Origin of the sequence: Nocardiopsis sp. EMB25, from assembly GCF_026797795.1 — a bacterium.
Lineage (GTDB): Bacteria > Actinomycetota > Actinomycetes > Streptosporangiales > Streptosporangiaceae > Nocardiopsis > Nocardiopsis lucentensis.
This window is the reverse complement of record NZ_JAMTDN010000001.1, coordinates 6,359,944-6,383,200: the sequence shown is the minus strand read 5'-3', so window position 1 is coordinate 6,383,200 and position 23,257 is coordinate 6,359,944. Positions and strand designations below refer to the sequence as shown.

The window sequence follows — 23,257 nt, the reverse complement described above, 5'->3', positions numbered from 1 at the left end:
CGCGCCGACTCGCCGCCTCCGCGCGCACGTGCCCCGAAGCGGACCTTCTGCCCGTTTTCTACCCCAACCGACCCCGCCCATGGGGAGGCACGCCGCAGGCTCTCAGTTGAGGGTGGTGGAGGGCGACGGGCACGAAGGCACCGCGGCCGGAGGCCGTCAGTTGAGGGTGGTGGAGGGCGACGGGCACGAAGGCACCGCGGCCGGAGGCCGTCAGTTGAGGGTGGTGGAGGGCGACGGGCGGGCGTACCAGAGCACCGCTTCCCCGTACCCGCGCTTGCGGTCGCGCTCCAGCCCCGGCGGCCAGGTCGGTTCCGCCCCGCGCTTGGAACGCTCGACCACGACCACCGCGTCCTCGGCCAGCCACCCGTTCCGTGCGAGGTCGGCGAGCACTCCGGCGACCTCCTCGTCGCCGACGGCGTAGGGCGGATCGGCCACCACGAGGTCGAAGGGCTCCCCCGGGTTGGCCGCGGCGACCACCCGCTCCACCCGGTCGGCCACCATGCGGGCTCCGGGCAGCCCCAGCGTACGAATGTTGTCCTGAACGACCCGTGCCGCCTTCCGGTCGGCCTCGACGAGCAGCGCGTGCCCGGCGCCCCGGGACAACGCCTCCAGTCCGATCGCCCCAGACCCCGCATACAGGTCCATGACCCGAAGCCCGTCCAGGGCGCCGAGGTCGGACTGGACGGAGGCGAACAGGGCCTCGCGCGCCCTGTCGCTGGTGGGTCGGGTGGTGCGGCCGTCGGGCGCGGCGATACGCCGTCCGCCGGCCGTTCCGGCGATGATGCGGGTCATGGCTCCACGTTAGGGCGTGTCCCGACCACGGCCGCCCGACCGCGCCCCGTGCGAACCCGTGAGCACGTATGAACACGACTCAGGCCTTGTCGAGGTACTCCGCCCGTTCCTCGGGCAGCAGCTCCGCCAACGCCTCCGCCAGCGGCGGGTAGGCGGTCAGTTCGGGGTCGCCCTCGACGTAGGCCGTGGCCTCCTCACGCGCCTCCCCGATCAGCTCCTCGTCCTTGAGCAGGGTGAGCACGCGCAGCGAGGAACGGGCCCCGGACTGGGAGTCGCCCAGGACGTCGCCCTCCCTGCGCATCTCCAGGTCGACCCGGGACAGCTCGAACCCGTCCGTCGTCGCCGCCACGGCTCCCAACCGCTCCCTCGCCGGGGAACCCTCCTCCGCGTCCGTGACCAGCAGACACAGCCCCGGGAGCGTGCCGCGCCCCACCCGGCCGCGCAGCTGGTGCAGCTGGGAGACGCCGAAGCGGTCGGCGTCCATGATGACCATCACGGTGGCGTTGGGAACGTCGACGCCCACCTCGATGACGGTCGTGGAGACCACCACGTCGGTCCGGCCCTCCGAGAAGCGGCGCATGACCGCGTCCTTGTCGTCGGGACTCATCCGCCCGTGCAACGCCTCCACCGACAGGTCCGCCAGCGGCCCCCCGGCCAGGCGCGCCGCGACGTCCAGCACGGCCAGCGGCGGCCGGGCCCCGGGGGCCTCCCCGTCCTGGTCACCGTCGACCTCCTCGTCGGCGCCTTCCCCGGCGTCGTCGCCGATCCGGGGGCAGACCACGAACGCCTGGCGCCCCTGGGCGGCCTCCTCGAGAATCCGCTCCCACGCGCGGGTGAGGAAGTGCGGTTTCTCCTTGGCCGGAACGACATGCGTGGACACCCCCGCGCGCCCGGTGGGCAGTTGGGTGAGCGCGACCACGTCGAGGTCTCCGTAGACGGTCATCGCGACCGTGCGCGGGATCGGGGTGGCGGTCATCACAAGCACGTGTGGCCGCCCGTCGGCGGCCTTCTCCCGCAGCGCGTCGCGCTGTTCCACACCGAACCTGTGCTGCTCGTCCACCACGACCAGGCCCAGGTCGGCGAAGGAGACGTGCTCTTGGAGGAGGGCGTGCGTGCCCACGACGATCCCGGCCGCGCCGGAGGCGGCGTCGAGCAGGGCCTCGCGGCGCGCGGCCGTGTTCATCGACCCCGTGAGGAGCGCCACACGGGTGGCGTTCTCCGCCCCGTCGATCTGGCCGGCGCGGGCCAGCGGTCCGAGCATCGCGCTGATCGACCGGTGGTGCTGCTGCGCGAGAACCTCCGTGGGCGCCAGCAGCACGGCCTGGCCGCCGGAGTCGACCACCCTGAGCATGGCGCGCAGCGCGACCAGGGTCTTGCCCGCGCCGACGTCGCCCTGGAGCAGGCAGTGCATGGGGTGGGAGGCGTTCAGCCGTTGTTCGAGCCGCGCGCCGACCTCCCGCTGCCCGTCGGTGAGGGCGAAGGGCAGTTCGGCGTCGAAGGCGTCGAGGATGCCGCCCTCGGTGCCCGGGCGCGGTGTGGCGGGCAACTCCTCGGCCAGGCGGCGGCGCTGGGCCAGGGCCAGCTGGAGGACGAACGCCTCGTCCCACTTGAGTCGGCGGCGCGCGGTCCCCACGTCCGACCACTCCGACGGGCGGTGGATCCGCTCGAGGGCGTCGCGTACACCGGCCAGGTGGTGGCGTGCGCGCACCTCGGGCGGGAGCGGATCGGGCAGATCGGCGGCTCGGGCCAGGGCCAGGTCCATCCCCAGCGCGATCCGGGACGAGTCCAGCCCCTTCACGGCCGGGTAGATCGGGATGAGTTCCTCGGCGTAGGCGCGGGCGCGGTCGCCCTCGCTGCCGTCCTCGTCGATGAGCTGGTACTCGGGGTGGTCGAGCTGGCGGCGCCCGCGGTAGGAGGAGACCCGTCCTGAGAACAGTGCGAGTCGTCCTGGGACGAGCGAGTTCTGGTGGTAGGCGCCCCTGTTGAAGAAGGTCAGGTGCAGGCGGCCGGTGCCGTCGGTGACGGTGGCCTCCATCATGTCCATACGGCGGCGGCCCTGGCGGGCGGGCACGGTACGGCGTTTGGCGTCCAGCACCCGTGCCTGCACGGTGACGTCCTCTCCCTCGCGCAGCCCGGCGAGGTCGGTCAGGTCCCCCCGGCGGTCGTATCGGCGCGGGTAGTACCGCACCAGGTCGCCGAGAGTGTGCAGTCCGAGTTTGTCCTTGAAGGCCCGCGCGGAGCCCCCGAGGGCCACGCGCAGCGGTTCGTCCCAGGTGCTCACTGTGTCCCGTCCCCCGCCTGATCGCTCTGCTCAACGTCACCGTAGTGGCAGCGTGCGACGCGGACGGCGGGACGAGGACGGCCGAGGGGGGAACGCCGCGATCGACGACCGTCCGTCGAGGGCGGTGGAGGAGTGGGCGTCCGGCCCCTCCCAACCGGGGTATACTCGTCGGAGTTCATCGCCTTTTCGCCATGCCCGCGTGGTGGATGCGATGCCCCGGTGGGGGTGCGAGGGCTTCGGCCGCACCGTCTCCACCACGTCGAGTACGGACACCGGTCTGCGGTACGAATCCGCGTCCGACCACGTCCTTCGTGTACTCTTCCACGGTTGGCGTCCGCGCCAGCCTGTCCACCCGGCCGACCCCGGTCGGTCGACCCTTCGCGTGCGGCGACGTGCGCGATCCCGAGCGCTTGAATGGAGTTACCGTGGCTTCCGTCTGCGACGTCTGCGGCAAGGGACCAGGGTTCGGTAACAGTGTTTCCCACTCGCACCGTCGCACCCGCCGCCGCTGGAACCCCAACATCCAGACCGTTCGCACCCGCGTGGGCGGCACGCCCAAGCGCGTGAACGCCTGCACCTCGTGCATCAAGGCCGGCAAGGTGACCCGCTAGGGTTCCAGCCCTCTGGATTCGACGAAGGCCCTCCGATACCTCATCGGGGGGCCTTCGCCGTGCCCGGGGCCTTCGAGGTCCTGGCCGCGGGTCCGGTCGGGTCACAGGGAGCAGACGTGGCCGTTCAGCGAGCAACGCACGGGGGACTGGACGGGGCCGAGGGCGTCGAGTTCGAGTGTCGCGGAGTCGCCGGGGGTGAGGTCCTCCTGGTCCCCGGGTTGGCGTGCGAGGATCCCGTCCGCGAACGGCTCCCAGTCGGCGTCGCGCACCTCGGTGATCTCGGCGGAGTCGAAGGCCAGCGCCAGTTCCCAGGCGTCCAGCGTCACCCTGGAGGTGTTGGTGACGGTGACCCGCGCGGTGAACCCCGTGTCGGTGGTGTCGACGACCTCGTAGACGACCGTGGTGGGCTCCACGCCCGCCTGGACCTCCTCCTCGCGGTCGCCGGCGGAGGATCCCTCGTGCTCCTGGTCCGGCGAGGCGTCGTTGCTGGGGTGGAGCCCGTTCTGCGCGCCGGGGGCCTCCGTCGCGCCCGGCGATCCCCCGAACTGGAGGTAGATCTGGGTCGTGCTGTAGCCGAACAGCAGCAGCCCCAGGATGACGCCGGACACGACCAGGACGTTGATCAGGCGCGGGGGTTCGACACGCTTGGGGACGGTGCTCTCCAGGAAGCCGCCGATCCGCCGCAGCGCGCCGGCGTCCTCCCGCTCACTGCGGTGGACACCGCGTCGGGAGTCGTTCCGCGACACGTGCCGGCCCATAAACCGCCTCTCGACGATGCTCCGTCTCCGTCCACCGCGCCGGACGGTCGCCGATCGCGGACCTTCCGTGCCGGGGGACGGCGCACATGAACGTTCCGGGGCTCTTCGCGCTCCACGAGGACGGGCGGGCCGCCCGGCGGGCGGCGCGAGCCGCGTTGGATCAGCCTAGCGCGATCGCCAAACGGGACAAATCCCGGTCTTCGCTCACTCCTTCCGGAAATGATCCCAACCGAGCCGTTCCGGTGGCCGTCCGCCCACGGTGACCGGTGCGTCCGACGGTTCCCCACCATCGTGCGGAGCCCACTCCGGGCCGTGGACGGCGCCCACCCCGATCCAGTGCTCCGGAAGGTCGACGTCCGGCGGGAACGTGGCGGCCAGGGCGTGGTCCTCACCACCGCCGACCATGAGCTCCCGGGCGACGCGTTCGGCGTCCGCCGGAGCCGTGCCCAGGGCGCGGACCGCCGCCAGGAGCGCGGGTTCAGGCCGCAGAGCCGAGGGGTCCAGGTCGACGCGGACACCACTGGCCCGGCAGACGTGCCCGAGGTCCTGGGCGAGACCGTCACTCACGTCGAGCATGGCCGTGGCCCCCGCCTTCGCCGCGACCGCGCCCTCGGCGTAGGGCGGGCTCGGCCGACGGTGTTCGGACAGGCACTCCTCGGGCCCGTCGACCCCCGCCTCCAGCAGCGCGAGCCCCGCCGCCGACAGGCCGAGGTGGCCGGAGTAGGCCACGACGTCGCCGGGGCGGGCACCGTCGCGCCGGACCGGCGCGCGCCCCTGGAGGTCACCGAGCGCGGTGATCGCGACGGTCAGTGTGTCGGACGCCACCGTGTCCCCTCCCACGACGGCCCCACCCGCGAGGGCGCACTCGTCACGCACCCCGGCGGCGAACTCCTCCACCCAGGAAACGGGCAGGTCGGGCGGGGCGGCGAAGCCGATGAGCAACCCGGTGGGCCGGGCGCCCATGGCCGCGACGTCGGCGAAGTTCTGCGCCACCGCGCGGTGCCCGACGTCGCGGCCCGACGACCACTCCCGCCGGAAGTGACGCCCTTCCACCAGCATGTCCGTGGTGGCGACCGTCCTGCCGTCGGGTGCGGCGACGACCGCAGCGTCGTCGCCGGGACCGAGGATTACATCTTGCGTCGCGGGGAATTTGCTCGTCACGCGTGTGATCAGAGCGAACTCACCAAGACCCCCAATGGTGCTCAACACAAGGATCAGGGTACGGTGACGCTCCGGAACGGTGGTCTAGACCCACGTTTGTCATCTGTTCGTCATCGGCCGCACCGTCGGCTCGGCCGGGGCCGCTCTACCTCACACCCGGCACACACGAAGGAGTTCACATGGTGCAGGCATACATCCTGATCCAGACCGAGGTCGGGCGGGCCGCCGAGATCGCTGGACGGATCCGGGAGATCGAGGGCGTCGACGAGGCACACGACGTGACCGGGCCCTACGACGTGGTCGTCCAGGCGCGCGCCGAGGACGTCGACTCACTGGGCGCCCTGGTGGTGGCCCGGATTCAGCGTCTGGACGGCATCGCCCGTACCCTGACGTGTCCCATCGTCAATATCTGACCCACCGAGCGGATCGGGGTTGCCGACGTGTTGAAACGGCGTTCCGGGGCGGCGGTCGCGGCCGTACTGCTCGCCGCGGGCTGCGGTACGCAGGCCGTGCGCGTCGAGCCGCCCGAGGTCGACGAGGCGACCGCTGAGGTCTGCGCGGAGTTCGTCGCCGCCCTTCCCGACACCCTGATGGACGCCGAACGCGCGACCGTGCGGCCCGAGTCGGAGCTGACGGCGGCGTGGGGCGATCCACCGATCGGTGTGCGCTGCGGTGTCCCCCGACCCTCGGCGCTGGCTCCCGACTCCCTCCTCCAAGAGGTCAACGGGGTGCCCTGGCTGCCTCTGCCCGCCGACGACCCCACCATGTACGTGGCGGTAGGCCACATCGCCTACGTCGAGCTGACGGTGCCGTCGGCCCACGGGCCTCCGGCCGCCGCGCTGACGGCCCTGAGCACGGCCGTCGAGGAGCACATCCCCGCCCTTCCCGAGGGGGAACTGTGACCACGCCTCCCTGATCCGCGCGGGCGCGCACCGGGAGGGCCGAGAACGGAAGAGGGGCCGCCGGTACCGGCGGCCCCTCTCTTCTGCGGGGGGATCGTTCGGGGTGAGGTGAGTCGGTCTACTCCTCGGCCGCGTCGGAGGCCTCCGCGTCCTCGTTCCGGGTCTCCTCGTCCTCGGAACCGGTGTCCGCCTCGTCCTCCTCAGCGGCGCCGTCGCCCTCGGAGTCCTGTTCGTCGGCCGCGTCCTGCTCACCGGAACCGGTGTCGGCGGCGTCGTCACCGGCGGGGGCGTCCATCGGGGCTCCGCCGCCCAGGAAGCTCATGTCCCCCGACTCGAGACCGGCCTCGACCACGGTCGCCGTCGCCGACACCGCGCCCGAGCAGGCGGCACCGGGCTCGGGGACGTCCGTGCCGCGTTCGAAGCGCTCGACGAACCGCTGGAGGGCCTCGTCGGAGGCGGTCTCCGCGGTGACCTGGCGACCCCAGCTGGAGGCGACGATGGGGGCGCCCGGTTCGCCGTCGTGGGGGCTGATCAGCAGGTAGTCGCCGGGGCTGTACATGGCCTCCAGGGCGTCGACCTCGTCCTGGGCCAGGTCGGGCGAGTAGTTGATCCACACCGCGCCGTGCTCCAAGGAGTGCACGCCGAGCTCGGGTGTCACCGGCTCGGAGTAGACGGCGCAGTTCTGCCAGTAGGCCCAGTGGTTGCCTCCGACCGGGGGGGTCTGCTCGTAGTCGACCCGCTCGCCCACGGTGACGTGCTCGTAGGAACCGACCTCGAATTCCTCCATCCCGGGAATGTTCCGACTCCGGATCTCCATGAAGACCGCGAAGGCGAGCAGACCCAGAACCAGTGCGGCGGCGGTACTGACTCCCGCGATGTTGAGGACCTTGCGACGCCGTTCCAGTCTGAGCCGTTGTTCCCGCATCTCCGCTGCTTTACGGCGCCGCTCAGCCGCCGTCTTCTTCTTGGCCACTGGGCCTCCTGGTACACATGCGGTCGTATGGGACTTATCTATCCTCTACTTTGACACCACAGCCGCGCGATTCGACCAGGATGGGTCCATGGGACACACAAGCGATACCTCGGCCGAAGTGACTGACGGAACCGACGGCGCGACGGACGAGACCGCGCGCGCGCAGGAGGCCCCGGAGGGGACGGACGGCGACCGCCCGGACGTCTCCCCCCGCCCGGCGGGACGGGCCGTCCCCCTGGGCATCACCGTGGTCCTGGTCACCCTCGCGCTGGTGGTCGGTTACCTCGTGGGACGCCCCTCCAGCCCACTGGACAACAGCGCCGACGCCGGGTTCCTCCGGGACATGAGCTCGCACCACGCCCAGGCCGTGGACATGTCGTACGTCATCATGGACAAGACCCAGGACCCGGAACTGCGGATCATGGCGGTCGACATCGCCCGCACCCAGCAGGGCCAGATCGGGATCATGCAGGGGTGGCTGACCATGTGGGGGCTGAACTCCCGCGGTTCCGAGCCCCCGATGACCTGGATGGAGGGGTCGGAGCACGACCACGGCGCCGGTGAGGGCGTCGTCCCGGAGTGGATGCCCGGGCTGGCCACCCCCGAGGAGATGGACGCCCTCCGGGAGGCCGAGGGCGTGGACGCCGAGATCCTCTTCCTGGAGCTGATGATCGCCCATCACGAGGGTGGGATCGACATGGCGGAGGTCGAGGTGGAGCTCGGCGGCGAGGAGCTCGTCACCGACCTGGCGCAGGGGATGGCCGACGCCCAGGAGAAGGAGATCAGGGCGATGGAGGCCATGCTGGCCGACCGCGGCGTGGACGTCGGGGAGGACACCGAGGAGGACTGAGCCGCGCGCTCCGCACCGCGGAGTCGGCGCGCGCCCAGGGATGGGAGCGCTCCCCAACACTGGGTGTCGCACACCACACGACCCCGTGCCCACAACCACTCCACGCAGGGGACCAACCCCCCTCACGGTCACGTTGATGCAGGTAGAAGCCCTGGGATAGGAACATCCGCCAGCCCGGGGCGACCCGCTCGCCACACTCCCGACCCCTCCCCCGACCCCCCGGGGCAGCGCCGACCACGCGCTCCCACGGGGGCGCCCTGTTTTACGACGCGGCGTAGCACTACAGTTTGTAGTACTACGGCCAGTCGGTACCTGAGAGGTGGGCATGGAAGCTCTTGATCTGGCGAGGTGGCAGTTCGGGATCACCACGATCTACCACTTCCTGTTCGTACCCCTGACCATCGGTCTGTCGCTCATCGTGGCCGTGCTTCAGACGTTCTGGTACCGGACCGGAAGGCACGAGTACCTCCAGGCGACCCAGTTCTTCGGCAAGCTGTTCCTCATCAACTTCGCCATGGGCGTGGTCACCGGGATCGTGCAGGAGTTCCAGTTCGGGATGAACTGGAGCGAGTACTCCCGCTTCGTCGGGGACGTCTTCGGCGCCCCGCTGGCGATGGAGGCCCTGCTCGCCTTCTTCCTGGAGTCCACCTTCATCGGCCTGTGGATCTTCGGCTGGCACCGGCTGCCGCGCGCGGTCCACCTGCTGTGCATCTGGCTGGTGGCGCTCGGCACCAACCTGTCGGCGTACTTCATCCTGGCGGCCAACGCCTGGATGCGCCGTCCGGTCGGCTACGAGGTCGACCCGGAGACCGGCCGCGCCCAGCTCACCGACATCTGGGCCGTCCTGAGCAACGACCAAGCCTGGTCGACCTACCTGCACACCGTGTCGGCGGCGTTCATCACCGCCGGACTGTTCGTCGTGTGCGTCAGCTGCTACAAGCTGTGGCGCAACACCCAGCGGGGCGACACCGGGGTCCCGGGCGCGGTCCCGCCCAAGGGCGACCGCGCCCTGTTCCGCGGCACGCTCAAGGTCGGGTTGGTCTTCACTCTCCTGGCCGGGGTGATCGTGGTGGTCTCCGGCGACCACCAAGCCAAGCTCGCCGCCGAGTACGAGCCGATGAAGCTGGCCGCCGCCGAGGCCCTGTGGGACACCGAGGAAGGCGCCGACTTCTCCGCCTTCGCCGTCGGCGACACCGAGGCCCGGTACAACCCCATCGACGTGACCGTGCCCAACGTGCTCAGCTTCCTGGCCACCGGGGAGTTCGACGGTGAGGTGCACGGGATGAACGACATCCAGGCGGCCTACGAGGAGGCGTACGGCCCCGGCGACTACACGCCCAACGTGTTCGTCGTGTACTGGGCGTTCCGCCTCATGATCGGCCTCGGAATGGCCGGGGTCGCGGTCGCCGCCCTCGGGCTGTTCCTGACCAGGGGCGACCGCTCACCGCGGACGTGGTTCTACTTCCTGGGGATGCTCGCACTGCCCGCCGCGCTGGCGGCGAACATCCTGGGCTGGGTGCTCACGGAGATGGGCCGCCAGCCGTGGACCGTCCACGGCGAACTCCTCACCGCCGCCAGCGTCTCCCCCGGCGTCAGCCTCGCGACGGTCGCGACGAGCCTCGCCGTCTTCACCGCCCTCTACGGAGTCCTCTTCGTGGTCGAGGTCGGACTGCTGGTCAAGTACATCAAGGCCGGACCGTCGCACCTCGTCCCCGAACTGGAGGACGACGAGGACGAGGCCCGCATCCCGCACTTCAGCTACTAGGAGCCGAGGACCATGGAACTGACCGTCATCTGGTTCGTCGCCATCGCGGTCCTGTGGACCGGATACTTCGTCCTGGAGGGGTTCGACTTCGGGGTGGGCACGCTGCTGCCCTTCATGGGTCGGCGCGACTCCGTCGACCGCCGGGTCGCGATCAACGCGATCGGCCCGGTCTGGGACGCCAACGAGGTGTGGCTGCTCACCGCGGGCGGTGCGATGTTCGCCGCCTTCCCCGCCTGGTACGCGTCGCTGTTCAGCGGGTTCTACCTGCCGCTGCTCATCATCCTGGTCGCGCTGATCGTCCGGGGCGTGGCCTTCGAGTACCGGGGCAAGCGGGACAGCTCGACCTGGCGTACCCGGTGGGACCGGGCGATCTTCTTCGGGAGCGCCGTCCCCGCGTTCCTGTGGGGCCTGATCTTCGCCAACGTCGTGCGGGGCGTGGCCATGGACGCCGACCACATCGTCACCGCCGGGCTCCTCGACCTGTTCAACCCCTACGGCCTGCTCGGCGGCGTGACCACGCTGTCGCTGTTCACGCTGCACGGAGCGGTCTTCCTGACGCTCAAGACCGACGGCCCGGTACGGGTCCGCGCCCGGCGGGCCGCCCTGGTCTCCTCCTGCGTCGCGGTCCCCGCCGGTGCGGCCTTCCTGGCCTGGACCCAGGCCGCCCACGGCGCCTCCTGGACCCTGCCGGTGGCCGCCGTGGCCGCGGTCGCGCTGGTGGGCGGGGTCGCCGCGACCCGGTCCGGGCGTGAGGGGACGGCCTTCACACTGACCGCCGTGACCGTCCTGGCCGCGTCCGTCACGCTGTTCGGGTCGCTGTTCCCGAACGTCCTGCCCTCGACGACCGACCCGGCGTTCCACCTGACCGTGGCGAACGCGGCCTCGGCCGACTACACGCTGACGGTGATGACCTGGGTGGCCGCGGTGTTCCTGCCGCTGGTCCTCCTCTACCAGGGGTGGAGCTACTGGGTGTTCCGCAGGAGGGTGACGGGCGCGCAGGTCACCGGCGAGCGGGTGACCGGGGAGGGGACCGCCGGCTCGACGGGCCCCGCCCCGACCCCCGCCCCGTAGACACCGCGCGCGGAACGCACCGTACGCATCGCCCCGTACGGATCGCCCGGCGTTTCGCGCGCGGCACACCCGTGGTGGGAGCCTCCGCCGGAGTTGTCCACAGGCCGGGCGGGAGGGGAGGCGCGAAGCCGGCCGGGTGAGTAGGGTCCTCGAAGACGGCCGCTTCGGCCACGCACCGATCTCCCGGAAAGGAGGCCCGGTTGAAACCGCTCGACCCACGCCTGGTGCGGACCGCCGACGCGGTCCGGGCCCATCTGGCCGTCTCAGTGGTCAGCGGTGTGCTCGTCACCGGGCTGATCCTGGTCCAGGCGTGGCTGCTCGCCCACGCGATCACCGGGGCGGCGGGCGGCGCCGGGATGGACACGCTGGGGTGGTCGGTCGCCGCGGTGGCGGGGGTCGCCGTCCTTCGGGCGCTGCTGTCGTACGCGGCGGAGGCCTCCGCCCTGCACAGCGCCGCCCGCACCAAGTCGCAGCTGCGCCGACGCCTGGTCGCGCACGTGACCGGTTCCGGACGGGTGTGGACCGCCGAACCGGGAGCCGACGGCGAACCGGGCTCCCCCAAGGCGGGTGAGCTGGTCACCCTCGCCACCCGGGGCCTGGACGCGCTCGACGACTACTTCGCCCGCTATCTGCCCCAGCTCGTCCTGGCCGCGATCGTCCCGCTCGCGGTCCTGGCGGTGGTGTTCTGGGCCGACTGGATCTCGGGGATCGTCATCCTGGTGACGCTGCCGCTGATCCCGATCTTCATGGCGTTGATCGGGATGCACACGCAGGCGCGCACCGACCGCCAGTGGCGGCTGCTCAGCCGCCTGGGCGGGCACTTCCTCGACGTCGTGGAGGGGCTGCCCACCCTGGCCGTGTTCCGCCGCGCCAAGGCCCAGGCGGCGATCATCCGGCGTGTGGGCGAGGAGCACCGGCGGGCCACCATGGGCACCCTGCGGATCGCGTTCCTGTCGGCGTTCGCACTGGAGCTTCTGGCCACCCTGGCGGTGGCGCTGGTGGCCGTGGAGATCGGGCTCCGGTTGCTGGGCGGCCACATGGACTACCAGACCGCCCTGCTCGTGCTGATCCTCGCCCCGGAGGCCTACCTGCCGCTCCGGGAGGTCGGCGCCCGCTTCCACGCGAGTATGGAGGGGGTGGCCGCCGCCGAACAGGTGTTCACCGAACTCGACCGCACCCGCGGCACGCCCCGACGCGCCTCCGCGGCCGTGGCGGAGCCGCCCCGGCCACCGTCGCCGACCGGGGAGGCCTCCCCCACCACCGCCGGGGACATCCGGTTCGAGGGCGTCGGGATGCGCTACCCCGGGCGGGACCTGCCCGCGCTGTCGGGAGTGGACCTGGACATCTCTGCTGGTGAGCACGTCCTGCTCACCGGCCCCAGCGGGGCGGGCAAGAGCACCCTGCTGTCGCTGCTGCTGCGGCTGAACGAGCCCGGCGAGGGGCGGATCAGCGTCCGCGCGCCCGGTGGGGAGTGGACACCGCTGGAGAAGGTCCCGGCGGAGGACTGGCGGCGGGGGATCGCGTGGGTCCCCCAACACCCCTACCTGTTCGACGTGTCGGTGGCCGACAACATCCGGCTCGGCGCTCCGGACGCGTCCATGGAACGGGTGCGGGAGGCCGCGCGGCGGGCGGAGGCCGACGCCTTCGTCTCCGGGCTGCCGCAGGGCTACGACACCCGTCTGGGCGAGCGCGGTGCGCGACTGTCGGCGGGGCAACGCCAGCGGATCGCTCTCGCTCGGGCGCTGTGCCGGGACGCGCCGCTCGTCCTGCTGGACGAGCCCACCGCGCATCTGGACCCGGAGAACGCGGCGGCGGTACGCACGGCGGTCGCGCGGCTGTTGGAGGGCCGGACCGCCGTGATCGTCGCCCACGACACCGGATGGACCGCTGGCGCCCTCGGCGCCGCGCCACGCGTCGTGTCCCTGCCGCTGCCGAACCTGGAGTGGAGTGCGCCGCGATGAGTGCCGATACGGAGGCCGCCGTGGAGCGCGGTGCGGACCGGCCCGCCGACGGCCGGGATCCACTGCGCCGGATGGTCGCCCTGGCCTGGCCGCGCGGGACGCGGTTCGCGTTGGGGGTGCTGCTCGGCGCCGCCGCGACCGGTGCCGGGGTCGCCCTGTTGGGCGTGGCCGCGTGGATGCTGGCCACCGCCGCCGACCACCCGCCGATCACGGCGCTGGGCGTGGCCGTGGTGGCCACGCGGGCGCTGGGGGTGGGCCGGGGTGTGGCCCGGTACCTGGAGCGACTGGTCACCCACGACGCGGCCTTCCGCACGCTGGCCGAGGTCCGGGTACGGGTCTACGAAAGGCTCGCGGCCACCGAGCCGTTCGGCCGGTTCCGGACGGGTGACCTGGTGTCACGGCTGGTCAACGACACCGAGGCCACTCTGGACCTGCTCGTGCGCGGGCTGACGCCGCCGTTGGTGTCAGTGGTGACCGGCGGCGCGACGGTGCTCTTCCTGACCACGGTGTACGCGCCGGGCGGGCCGCTGCTCGCGGCGGGGCTGCTGCTGGCCGGTCTGGCGGTACCGCTCGCGGCCGCCGCGCTCGGCAGGGGCCCCGGACGACGGCAGGCGAAGGCGAGGGGAGAACTGTCGACCGCGCTCGTGGACACCCTGCACGGGGCGCCGGACCTGGTGGCCTACGGGGCGATGGACCGGCAGGTGGAGCGGGTGAACGCCGCCGACGAGGAACTGACACGGATGGCACGGCGGGACGCGGCGATCCTCGGGTTCGGGGCGGGGGCGACCGCGTTGATCACCGGCCTGACCGTGTGGGCCGCGCTGCTGCTGGGCGTGGCCGCCGTGGAGGGCGGCACGTTGGACGCGGTGTCCCTGGCGGTGCTGGTGCTGACGACGATGGCGGCGTTCGAGATCGTGGCGCCGCTGCCCGCGGTGGCCGCCAGGTTGGGGGCGATCCGGGCGAGCGGGGCCAGGCTGTTTCGTGTCGTGGACACCCCCGCGGCCGTCGCGCCGCCCACCCGCACCGGGCTGGAGCCGGAGGGTGATCCGACGGTGCGGATACGGGACCTGAGGGTGCGGTACGGCCCGGACGAGCCGTGGGCCCTGGCCGGGGTGGATCTGGAGATCCCGGCCGGTGCGACGGTGGCGGTGATCGGGCCGAGCGGTGCGGGCAAGAGCACCCTGGCGTCGGTGCTGCTGCGGTTCCGCGACCCGGACGGGGGCCGGGTGGAGCTCGGCGGCACGGACGTGACCGCCTACCCGGCGGACGAGGTGCGCGCGGTGGTGTCGGGGGTGCCGCAGGACCCGCACGTGTTCGCGTCGACGCTGCGGGAGAACCTGCGGTTGGCACGGCCCGGCGCGGAGGACGACGAGCTGTGGGCGGCACTGCGCAGGGCCCGGCTCGCGGACGAGGTGGCCGCGATGCCCGAGGGGCTGGACACCCCGGTGGGCACGCACGGCCTGGGGCTGAGCGGGGGCATGGTGCAGCGGCTCGCGCTGGCCCGCGCGCTGCTGGCGGACCCGAGGGTCCTGGTGCTGGACGAGCCCACCGCTCACCTGGACCCGGACACGCGGGACGCGGTGGTCGACGACCTGCTGGCCGCCGCCGAGGGGTACTCGACCCTGCTCATCACCCACGACCTGACGGGGCTGGAGCGGGTCGACCGGATCTACGTCGTGCGCGAGGGGAGGGTGATCCAGTCGGGGACGTACGCGGAGCTGTCCCGGGAGCAGGGGTGGTTCCGGAACGTGAGTACCCGCTGAGAACCATGGCGGGTGACGGCCCTCCCCCGCACGCCCCCGGACCGACGGGAGGAACGAGCACTGTGCTCATTCGTCGCGTCGGGACCGAGCCAGCATCCACTAGGAGAAGAGTGACTTCACCTTGATCTCGATGTCGAAGGGATCGGGAAGCTTCACGGACTCATCACGGAGAGCTCGGGCCACGTCTCGATACTCCCCCTTGTGAGGGTTGGAGAACAGGGCGATCTCATCCTTTCGGGCATCAATAACCAAGTAGAGCGGTACACCCGCCTGGGCATACCCCCGAACCTTGGTCTTCCAGTCGTGGAGGCTGCTACTCGGAGAAACCACCTCGACCGCGAGCTCGAGATCCTCAGCAGGCTGAATCCACTGGCTACCACCACCACTCTTGCCATGAACCGCTGCTTTGGGCATGACCATCAGGTCAGGCACATACCGATCCCCCGTCTCGGGGATCTCCACCGTGATGACCTGATAGGTGCGGAGACCTTGATCACCAAGGCCCGCCATGATCAGGATCTCCTGAAGAACCGTCACGATGTCAGCGTGGCCGGTGGTCGGTGTTGGTGACACGACGATGCTCCCGTTGATGATCTCCGTGCGATAACCCTCCGGGAGTTCGAGGTTTTCAGCCAGCGTCGGGAGGTCCACCATCGTTTCCTCCACCCGCTCGTGAGCGACACACGTCATTCGCAACCCCCACGGTGTTCGGAACGTGTCCGACAGTAGCGAGGGCACACGACAAGCGTACGCGTTTTCCAGGAAACACACAGGGATGAACCCCCGGCGGAACAGAACCCGCCCCCTGCTCACCCGCGCGTCTGACACCGGCGGGCCGATCCTCTAGGGTTCGTGCGTGGTCAACTCTCTTCGCGAAATCCTCGGTGGTGCGGGCGCGCTGGCGCGCGGCTTCGGCATGATGGTGCGCAGCCCCCGCCTGTTCCTTCTGGGCGCGCTGCCCCCGCTGTTCACGTCGCTGGTGTTCCTGGCACTGTTCGTGACGCTCCTGGTCAACGTCGGCGACCTCGCGGCGTGGGCGACGCCGTTCTCGGAGGGGTGGGACCCCACCTGGCGGAACACCCTGCGCGTCGCGGTCTCCGTGGCCATGGCGATCGGCGCCGTCCTGGTCATGGTCGTGACGTTCACGACCGTGACGCTGACACTGGGCGCGCCCGTCTACGACAAGATCGGTGAGCTGGTCGAGGAGCGGCTGGGCAACCCGCCCGAGGGCAGCGACGAGCCGCTGATGGCGTCCATCGTCCGGGCGATCCGCCAGTCGCTCGGAATCATCCTGATGTCGCTGCTGGTCACACTGGTCGTGTTCGGGATCGGTTTCATCCCGTTGGTCGGGCAGGTCGTCGGCGCGGTCCTGGCGGCCGTGCTCGGTGGCTGGCTGCTCGCCATCGAGCTCCTGGCCGGGGCCTTCGACCGGCGGAACATGCTCCTGGTCCGGGACCGCCGCCGCTACATGGGCACCCGCCGCCTGCGCGTGCTCGGTTACGCCGTTCCCACGTACTTCCTGCTGGCGATCCCGTTCGTGGCGATCGCGGTGTTCCCCGCCGCCGCGGCGGGCGGCACGATCCTGGCACGGGAGCTGTTCGAGGCCGGTGAGCGGCGGGGCTGGAACGGCCCCGGCGGACGACCGCTCACCGCGCACGGGCCGGGCCTGCCGGGCGGCCCGCAGGCCCCCGGATCCCACCCGTTGCCCGGAGCTCCGTGGCCTCCGCACGGGCAGGGGCACCCGCCCGCCCGGGGCTGACCGCCGCTCCGACGTCCCCAACGCACGCGAAGGGCGGTTGACCAGCTGGTCAACCGCCCTTCGCGTGCGTCTAGCGCAGGCCGGGACGCCGACGCAGCGCGGTGGTGATCATCCGGTCGACCAGCGCGGCGTAGTCGACACCGGTCGCCCCCCACATCTGCGGGAACGCCGAGGCCGGGGTGAACCCGGGCATCGTGTTCAGCTCGTTGACGAGGATCTCGCCGTCCTCGGTGTAGAAGAAGTCGACCCGCGCCAGGCCCTCGCAGCCCATCGCCTCGAACACCTCGGCCGCCATGCCGCGCAGTCGGGCGGTGGCGTCCTCCGGGATCCGCGCCGGAATGGTCAGGCTGCTCGTGGACAGGTACTTGGCCTCGAAGTCGTAGAAGTCGAACCCGTCGGCGACGTGCACCTCGGCCGGGAGGGAGACGTCGGGGGTCCCGCCGTCCTCGGCCTCCAGCACGCCGCACTCGATCTCACGTCCGACCACCTGGGCCTCCACCAGCACCTTGGGGTCGTGCTCCCGGGCGGCCTCGACGGCGGCGATCACCGCGTCGGCGTCCCCGGCGTCGCCCACCTTGCTGATGCCGACGCTGCTGCCCGCACGGGCGGGCTTGACGAAGACGGTCCCGCCCAGGTCGGCGATGTCGTCGAGCACCCTCTTGCGCTCGGTCCGCCACTGCCGGTCGGTGACCGCCACGTAGTCGCTGGTGGGGATCCCGTTGCCGATGAGCATCGCCTTCATGAACACCTTGTCCATGGCGGCCGCGCTGGAGAACACCCCGGCGCCCGCGTAGCGCACACCCATCATCTCGAACAGCCCCTGGATGGTGCCGTCCTCACCGAACGGCCCGTGGAGGAGCGGCAGCACGACGTCCACCCCGGCCAGGCGCTCCACGCCCCGCTCGGGGTCGACGGTCATCAGCTGACCGACGGAGTCGAAGGGTAGTGCCAGGTCCGTGCCGTCCTCGGCGACGGTCGGCAGCGCCTTGGTCGCCTCGTCGATCCGCAACCGTTCGGGGTCGGCCGGGGCCAGAACCCAGTTGCCGGTCTTGGTGATGCCGACCGGCACGATCTCGTAGCGGTCGTGGTCGACGACGGACAGGACACTGCCCGCGGTGACGCAGGAGATCTCATGTTCGGAACTACGACCGCCGAAGACGACGGCGACCCGAATCTTGCGCTGCTCGGACGACATGCTGCCTGACCTTATCTCGCCTTTTGGTGGAACCGGAACCGGGAAAGCGCCCCGTTTGTGTCAGATGTCCGCATCAAGCGCCGCGAGGGCGTCGTCGATGAGGTCCTGGGGGTCCTCCAGACCGATGGAGAACCGCACCGCTCCAGGGGAGATACCCGCGTCCGCGAGCTCGGTCTCGCTCATCTGGCGATGCGTGGTGGAGGCGACGTGCCCCACCAGCGTGTGCGTCCCGCCCAACGAGGCGGCGACCGTGCCCAGCCGGATGCGGTCGGCGAAGCGCATCCCGGCCTCCTGCCCACCGCGCGGGTGCACGGTCACGACCGCGCCGCACCGCCCGGCGTCGAACAGCTTCGCGGCCAGCTCCGTCTGCGGATGCGAGGCCAGGGACGGGTGGTCGACCCGCTCCACCGCGGAGTGCCCCTCCAGCGCCGCGGCGAACGCGGCGGCGGACTCGCACTGCCGCGCCACCCGCAGCGGCAGTGTCTCCAAGCCCCGGTGCAGCAGGTAGGCCTCGTCCGGGGCCAGGCACGGCCCCAGGTCGATCCGGGCCGCCCGGATCCGGTCGATCAACTCGGGCGCGGCCACCGCCACACCGCCCGTGGCGTCGCTGTGCCCGCCGATGAACTTGGTCGCCGAGTGCACGACGACGTCGGCCCCGTGCTCCAGCGGACGGCACACCACGGGGGAGGCGAACGTGGAGTCCACGACGAGGGTCGCACCCGCCTCCCGCGCGATCCGCGCCAGTTCGGGCAGGTCGGACACCGCCATGGTGGGATTGGACAGCGTCTCGGTGAACAGCACGGCCGTGTCCGGGCGCACGGCCGTCCGCACCGCGTCCAGGTCGGTGACGTCCACGAAGTCCGTGCGCACGCCGAACCTCCGGAGCAGTCCGCCGAGCAGCGAGTGCGTGTTGCCGTAGATCGACCGAGCCGCCACGACGTGCGCACCGGCCTCGGTCAACGCCATGAGCACCGTGCTGATCGCCGCCATACCCGACGCGAAGGCCTGTCCCCGCACCCGCGTGCGCAGCCCGGCGCCCTCCAGCGCGGCGACCCCCTCGGCGAACGCGTCCACCGTCGGGCTGTCGATCCGCGCGTAGGAGTACCCCTCCTGGGTCCCCGCCAGCACGTCGGCGTACTCCTGCGAGGTGTGGAACTCGTAGGTGGTGGCCCGGTGGACGGGCATCCGCATCGGACGCTCGGCCGGAACCGGCGCCGACGGCAGGTTCAGCGCCCGGGTGAACTCCGTTTCGGGTCCGGGGGCGGGTACGTGCGGCATACTGCTCTCTCTCAGACCCCGTAGCGTTCGGGCTTGGCGCTGCGCGCCATGAACGCGGCCAGCGCCTCGGCGGGGCTCAGGTCGTGGTGCATCATCTTGACGACGGCCTCGGTGATCGGCATGTCGACCCCGTGCCGCCAACCCAGTTCGAGGATCGACTCCGAGGACTTGACCCCCTCGGCCGTCTGACTGGTCTCCGCGACGACCTGTTCCAGGGTCTTGCCCGCGCCCAGTTTCTCACCGAATGTTCGGTTACGCGACAGTGGCGAGGAGCATGTCGCCACGAGGTCACCCAATCCGGCCAGGCCGGACAGGGTGTGCTCGTCGGCGCCGAGGGTCACGGCGAGCCGAGTCGTCTCGGCCAGCCCCCGGGTGATGAGGGAGGCCTTGGTGTTGTCCCCGAAGCCCATTCCCTCGGCCACGCCGACGGCGAGCCCGATGACGTTCTTCATCGCCCCGCCGATCTCCACCCCGACCAGGTCGGTGCTGGTGTAGGGGCGGAAGTACGGCGCCTTGAACAGCCCCTGGAGCCAGACCGCGGTCTCCTCGTGGGGGCAGGCCACGACGGCGGTGGCGGGCTGGCGCTCGGCGATCTCCCGGGCCAGGTTGGGCCCGGAGACCACGGCGATCCGCTCCTTCGGGTACTCCAGGACCTCGGCGACGATCTGGCTGACCCGCAGCTGCGTGCCCAGCTCCACGCCCTTCATCAGGCTGACGATCACCGCGTCCTCACGCAGGTGCTCCCGCCACTGGACGAGGTTGGCCCGCAGCGACTGGGACGGAACCGCCAGCACCACCACGTCGGCGTCGGCGACCGCCTCGGCCGCGTCGGCGGTCGCGCGCAGTCTCGGGTTCAGCTCGATCCCGGGGAAGTAGTCCGGGTTCTCGGAGGTCGCGTTGATCGCGTCCACGACCGACGCGCGCCGCCCCCACAGCACGACATCGACCGCCGGACCCCCCGGCTCCTCCCTCCGCGCCCGGTCCGCCGCGTCCGCGACGATGTTGGCGAACACGGTCCCCCAGGAACCGGCGCCAAGCACGGCGATCCTCACCTTGTCGCTGTCCATCCGCCCCGTCACGCCTCGTTCTTCCCGTTGTCGTCCTCACCCGCTGCGGTCTTCTCCGCCGAACCCCCGCCGGCCGTCTCACCGTCGCGTTCGGGCCGGGCCTGGACCCGCGCCCGCTTCATGTCGTAGGGCACCGCCGGCGGCTCCTCGCCCCGGATCTTGGCCTGGAGCGCGGTGATGTCGCGCATGATCGCCTCGGTGGCCTCGTTCAGGATCGTGGCGGTCAGCGGCCTGTCCCGGAAACGGTCCAGGTCCACCGGCGGTCCGGCGCGGAACTCCACGCGCTTGGGCGGGAACAGGCTGAGCTTCTTGTCCCCCTGGTACGGGAGGAGGTTCTGCTCGCCCCAGTGCGCCACCGGTACCACGGGAACCCCCGTGGTCAGCGCCAGACGGGCCACTCCGGTCTTGGCGGTCATCGGCCACAGCTCGGGGTCACGCGTGCAGGTGCCCTCCGGGTAGAAGATCACCGAGGCGCCGTCCCGCGTGAGCGCCAGTTCGGCCTCGTGCAGGGCCTTGACGGCGTCCGTGCTGCCGCGCTTGATGGGGATCTGCCCCGTGCTCTTGGCCACCGACCGCACCACCGGGATCCGCATGACCGCGTCCTTCATGGTGAAGGTCGGCCAGCGACGAACCCCCACGTACATGAAGTGCGCGACCGTCAGCGGGTCGACCGTGGACAGGTGGTTGGCGGCGATGATCACCCCGCCCTCGGCGGGAACGTGCTCCGTTCCCGACCAGACGGGCTTGGTCACCAGCCTGAGGAGGGGTCGCACGATGCACGCCACGACCACCTTCACCCATCGCGATTCTCGTTGCTTGGCCACGGGACTCCTCACTTCATCGCTCCGGGCCCGTCCGGACCCCGGAGCACGACCGGTTCAGTCTAGGGCGAACCGGTACCCGCTCCTCCAGCCCGGAGACGCACGTCACCGGGCAGGTCACCGGCCCGAAATCCGCCCGGGCCCCGCGCCGCGCCCGTCCCCGAGCGCCTACCCTCGTGTCACTGCCCTTGCCGTACCGACGCCCCGGGGGGACCGTGACCGGCTTCGGAGAGCGAGACGGGGCCGCGCGCGCCGGGGTGCGCTGGTCCCTGATCGTCCCAGTCAAGCACCTCGACCGAGCCAAGTCGCGACTGGCCCGGGCCGCCGGACCGTTCCGGGGCGACCTGGCGCTGGCCGTGGCCTGCGACACCGTGGCCGCCGCGCTCGCCTGCCCCGAGGTCTCCTCGGTCTTCGCGGTCACCGACGACGACCGGGCCCGCGACGAGCTCGCCGCCCTGGGCGCGGTGGTGGTCGGCGGTGAGCCGGGAACGGGCCTCAATCCCGCGCTGCGGCACGGGGCGGCGGTCGCGCGGCGGCGCCTGCCCGGATCAGGGGTGTGCGCCCTGTCCGCGGACCTGCCCGCGCTGCGCCCCGACGAACTCGGCCGGGTCCTGACGGCGGCGGCCGGTCAGCGCCGATCCTTCCTGCCGGACGCGCCCGGGGTGGGCACGACCGCGCTCGCCTCGGCCCCCGGGGCCCCGTTCCTGCCCGCCTTCGAGGGCGCCTCCCGCGCCCGGCATCTGGCTTCGGGCGCCCGGGAACTGGTGGTCGCGGACGTCGACTCCGTCCGGCGGGACGTGGACACACCGGAGGACCTGCGCGCGGCGGTCCGACTGGGGGTGGGGGCACGCACCCGGGAGCTGCTGGAGCGGATGGGCGACCGCACTCCCACGGCGGGGGTCCACCCCGGGCCGGGCGGCCTCGCCCCCGCGGTCGACACCGCCCCCGAACAGCGCTCCGCCCGGGCCCCTGTCAGGGACCCGGGCGGAGCCCACCCGTCGCCGTTCGGCGGTGGGACTACTTCTTCCCGTCGTTGACCAGGGCCTTGAAGTCAGCGCCGGCGCGGAACTTCGGAACGAAGCTCGCGGGGACGTTGATGGATTCCCCGGTGGCGGGGTTGCGCGCGGTGCGGGCCGCGCGCTCGGACTTCTCGAACACGCCGAAGCCCGTGATGGCGACCTTGTCGCCCGACGCCACGGTGGCCTGAATGGTCTCAAGCACAGCGTTGACCGCTTCGGTCGCGGTCTTCTTGTCTCCGAGCCGATCGGAGATCGCGTCGATCAGGTCACGCTTGTTCATAAGGTTCCTCCGGTTCCCCCTTGCTCGCACGAAATTAGGGGAAGCTCGGCCCGTTACACAAATACAAACGCCTGTGGGGAAGGCGTGTCGGCCCCTTCCCCACCTGCGAGCCAGCTACGGAAGGCAGTGGAACCGACTCGTGGGACGCCGTCCCACGAGTCCCTTTTGCCCCCTTGTGTGAGCCTCAAATGCCTACGTATAACCGGATTCCGGGCACGTCACATGACGAGATTGAGGACGCAAACCCTGCAAGCGGCTGGTCACACCAAGTAAAGGTAAAATATTTCGGGGTCGGCGGGTGTACTGCGTCACACACCCCTCCGACCCCGCTCCAGAGCACGTTCCGGCGCCTACAGGGTCACCGGGAGCCAGCGCTTGCGCGTCTCCTCGAACGCCCCGATCCCCTCCGTGTGACGCAGCGTCAGGGCGATGTCGTCCAGCCCCTCCATCAGCCGCCACCGGGTGTAGTCGTCCAGCTCGAAGGACTCCTGGACGCCCGGGGCACGGACCTCGCGGTTGACCAGGTCGACGGTCACCTCGGTGCCGGGGTCGGCCTCGACGGTCTCCCACAGCTTCTCGATGACCTCCTGCGGCAGCAGGATGGTCAGCAGCCCGCCCTTGAGCGAGTTGCCCCGGAAGATGTCCGCGAAGCGCGACGAGAGCACCGCGCGGAAACCGTAGTCCTTCAGGGCCCACACGGCGTGCTCACGCGAGGAGCCGGTGCCGAAGTCCGGACCCGCCACCAGCACGGACGCACCGGAGTACTCAGGGCGGTTCAGGACGAAGTCGGGGTCGCTCCCGCGCCACTCGGCGAACAGGCCGTCCTCGAAGCCGGTCCGGCTCACACGCTTGAGGTAGACGGCGGGGATGATCTGGTCGGTGTCGACGTTGCTGGCGCGCAGCGGGACGGCCCGACCGGTGTGGACGTCGATCTTCTCCATGACAGGTCT

Annotated in this window: 22 protein-coding genes; 10 read left to right on the top strand and 12 right to left on the bottom strand. The window is 71.4% G+C overall.

All coding sequences use genetic code 11. The annotated features are described in order from the left end of the window. Positions 1 to 210: 210 nt before the first annotated feature. Together rsmD and recG are read right to left on the bottom strand one after the other, a co-directional pair. Positions 211 to 792 carry a 16S rRNA (guanine(966)-N(2))-methyltransferase RsmD gene (rsmD, locus tag KIK06_RS28420; RefSeq protein WP_017598198.1) on the bottom strand — a complete coding sequence of 194 codons (582 nt, stop codon included), beginning with the start codon at positions 790 to 792 and terminating at the stop codon, positions 211 to 213. 79 nt (positions 793 to 871) lie between these two features. Then, a complete protein-coding gene (gene recG / locus KIK06_RS28415; protein WP_268645741.1) occupies positions 872 to 3,073 on the bottom strand; it encodes an ATP-dependent DNA helicase RecG in 2,202 nt (733 codons plus the stop codon). A gap of 425 nt (positions 3,074 to 3,498) precedes the next feature. On the opposite strand from recG, the gene rpmB reads away from it, so the two are divergent. Further along, on the top strand, positions 3,499 to 3,684 hold the full coding sequence (gene rpmB / locus KIK06_RS28410; protein WP_013151263.1) for a 50S ribosomal protein L28: 186 nt from the start codon (positions 3,499 to 3,501) through the stop codon (positions 3,682 to 3,684). Between the two features lie 101 nt (positions 3,685 to 3,785). Here rpmB and KIK06_RS28405 read toward each other — a convergent pair whose 3' ends face one another. Both KIK06_RS28405 and KIK06_RS28400 read right to left on the bottom strand, forming a co-directional pair. Next, the gene (locus KIK06_RS28405) at positions 3,786 to 4,442 is read right to left on the bottom strand and encodes a cellulose binding domain-containing protein (RefSeq protein WP_268645740.1); all 657 of its coding nucleotides are present in this window, start codon (positions 4,440 to 4,442) and stop codon (positions 3,786 to 3,788) included. 204 nt (positions 4,443 to 4,646) lie between these two features. Beyond that, entirely contained in the window at positions 4,647 to 5,651 is a 1,005-nt protein-coding gene (locus tag KIK06_RS28400; protein ID WP_268645739.1) for a thiamine-phosphate kinase, read from the bottom strand. A gap of 131 nt (positions 5,652 to 5,782) precedes the next feature. Between KIK06_RS28400 and KIK06_RS28395 the strand changes: the two genes are divergently transcribed. Further along, complete coding sequence (locus tag KIK06_RS28395) at positions 5,783 to 6,016, top strand: Lrp/AsnC family transcriptional regulator (RefSeq protein ID WP_017598194.1); 234 nt, start codon at positions 5,783 to 5,785, stop codon at positions 6,014 to 6,016. Between the two features lie 27 nt (positions 6,017 to 6,043). Beyond that, positions 6,044 to 6,505, top strand: coding sequence for a DUF3515 domain-containing protein (locus KIK06_RS28390; RefSeq protein WP_268645738.1), 462 nt, complete (start codon positions 6,044 to 6,046; stop codon positions 6,503 to 6,505). A gap of 118 nt (positions 6,506 to 6,623) precedes the next feature. Here KIK06_RS28390 and KIK06_RS28385 read toward each other — a convergent pair whose 3' ends face one another. Further along, a complete protein-coding gene (locus tag KIK06_RS28385; RefSeq protein WP_051059131.1) occupies positions 6,624 to 7,478 on the bottom strand; it encodes a DUF3105 domain-containing protein in 855 nt (284 codons plus the stop codon). 118 nt (positions 7,479 to 7,596) lie between these two features. Between KIK06_RS28385 and KIK06_RS28380 the strand changes: the two genes are divergently transcribed. From KIK06_RS28380 to cydC, 5 genes are all read left to right on the top strand, one after another. After that, entirely contained in the window at positions 7,597 to 8,328 is a 732-nt protein-coding gene (locus tag KIK06_RS28380; RefSeq protein WP_017598191.1) for a DUF305 domain-containing protein, read from the top strand. Between the two features lie 325 nt (positions 8,329 to 8,653). Further along, on the top strand, positions 8,654 to 10,093 hold the full coding sequence (locus KIK06_RS28375) for a cytochrome ubiquinol oxidase subunit I (protein WP_268645737.1): 1,440 nt from the start codon (positions 8,654 to 8,656) through the stop codon (positions 10,091 to 10,093). A 12-nt stretch (positions 10,094 to 10,105) separates the two neighbouring features. Further along, on the top strand, positions 10,106 to 11,164 hold the full coding sequence (gene cydB, locus KIK06_RS28370) for a cytochrome d ubiquinol oxidase subunit II (RefSeq protein WP_268645736.1): 1,059 nt from the start codon (positions 10,106 to 10,108) through the stop codon (positions 11,162 to 11,164). Between the two features lie 200 nt (positions 11,165 to 11,364). Next, on the top strand, positions 11,365 to 13,125 hold the full coding sequence (cydD, locus tag KIK06_RS28365) for a thiol reductant ABC exporter subunit CydD (RefSeq protein WP_268645735.1): 1,761 nt from the start codon (positions 11,365 to 11,367) through the stop codon (positions 13,123 to 13,125). Next, positions 13,122 to 14,888: a thiol reductant ABC exporter subunit CydC gene (gene cydC / locus KIK06_RS28360; protein WP_268645734.1), complete on the top strand. Its 1,767-nt coding sequence runs from the start codon at positions 13,122 to 13,124 to the stop codon at positions 14,886 to 14,888. The genes cydD and cydC overlap by 4 nt, the downstream gene beginning before the upstream one ends. Before the next feature lie 99 nt (positions 14,889 to 14,987). Here cydC and KIK06_RS28355 read toward each other — a convergent pair whose 3' ends face one another. Continuing rightward, on the bottom strand, positions 14,988 to 15,542 hold the full coding sequence (locus KIK06_RS28355; protein ID WP_241479587.1) for a Uma2 family endonuclease: 555 nt from the start codon (positions 15,540 to 15,542) through the stop codon (positions 14,988 to 14,990). 202 nt (positions 15,543 to 15,744) lie between these two features. On the opposite strand from KIK06_RS28355, the gene KIK06_RS28350 reads away from it, so the two are divergent. Further along, positions 15,745 to 16,647, top strand: a complete 903-nt coding sequence (locus KIK06_RS28350) for an EI24 domain-containing protein (protein WP_268645733.1) — start codon at positions 15,745 to 15,747, stop codon at positions 16,645 to 16,647. A gap of 70 nt (positions 16,648 to 16,717) precedes the next feature. On the opposite strand, the gene KIK06_RS28345 is transcribed toward KIK06_RS28350, so the two are convergent. Genes KIK06_RS28345 through KIK06_RS28330 form a run of 4 tightly spaced genes read right to left on the bottom strand, consistent with a single transcriptional unit; the run spans position 16,718 to position 21,011 of the window. Further along, on the bottom strand, positions 16,718 to 17,842 hold the full coding sequence (locus tag KIK06_RS28345) for a D-alanine--D-alanine ligase family protein (protein WP_017598183.1): 1,125 nt from the start codon (positions 17,840 to 17,842) through the stop codon (positions 16,718 to 16,720). A 60-nt stretch (positions 17,843 to 17,902) separates the two neighbouring features. Beyond that, complete coding sequence (locus KIK06_RS28340; RefSeq protein ID WP_268645732.1) at positions 17,903 to 19,120, bottom strand: trans-sulfuration enzyme family protein; 1,218 nt, start codon at positions 19,118 to 19,120, stop codon at positions 17,903 to 17,905. A gap of 11 nt (positions 19,121 to 19,131) precedes the next feature. Further along, positions 19,132 to 20,187, bottom strand: coding sequence for an NAD(P)H-dependent glycerol-3-phosphate dehydrogenase (locus KIK06_RS28335; protein ID WP_268645731.1), 1,056 nt, complete (start codon positions 20,185 to 20,187; stop codon positions 19,132 to 19,134). Between the two features lie 8 nt (positions 20,188 to 20,195). Further along, positions 20,196 to 21,011 carry a lysophospholipid acyltransferase family protein gene (locus KIK06_RS28330; RefSeq protein ID WP_026127528.1) on the bottom strand — a complete coding sequence of 272 codons (816 nt, stop codon included), beginning with the start codon at positions 21,009 to 21,011 and terminating at the stop codon, positions 20,196 to 20,198. A gap of 212 nt (positions 21,012 to 21,223) precedes the next feature. Between KIK06_RS28330 and cofC the strand changes: the two genes are divergently transcribed. Next, positions 21,224 to 22,045, top strand: a complete 822-nt coding sequence (cofC, locus tag KIK06_RS28325) for a 2-phospho-L-lactate guanylyltransferase (protein WP_017598179.1) — start codon at positions 21,224 to 21,226, stop codon at positions 22,043 to 22,045. On the opposite strand, the gene KIK06_RS28320 is transcribed toward cofC, so the two are convergent. Together KIK06_RS28320 and leuD are read right to left on the bottom strand one after the other, a co-directional pair. Further along, positions 22,026 to 22,307, bottom strand: coding sequence for an HU family DNA-binding protein (locus tag KIK06_RS28320; RefSeq protein WP_017598178.1), 282 nt, complete (start codon positions 22,305 to 22,307; stop codon positions 22,026 to 22,028). The genes cofC and KIK06_RS28320 overlap by 20 nt on opposite strands. Positions 22,308 to 22,657: 350 nt before the next feature. Beyond that, entirely contained in the window at positions 22,658 to 23,248 is a 591-nt protein-coding gene (gene leuD / locus KIK06_RS28315; RefSeq protein WP_017598177.1) for a 3-isopropylmalate dehydratase small subunit, read from the bottom strand. Positions 23,249 to 23,257 lie beyond the last annotated feature (9 nt).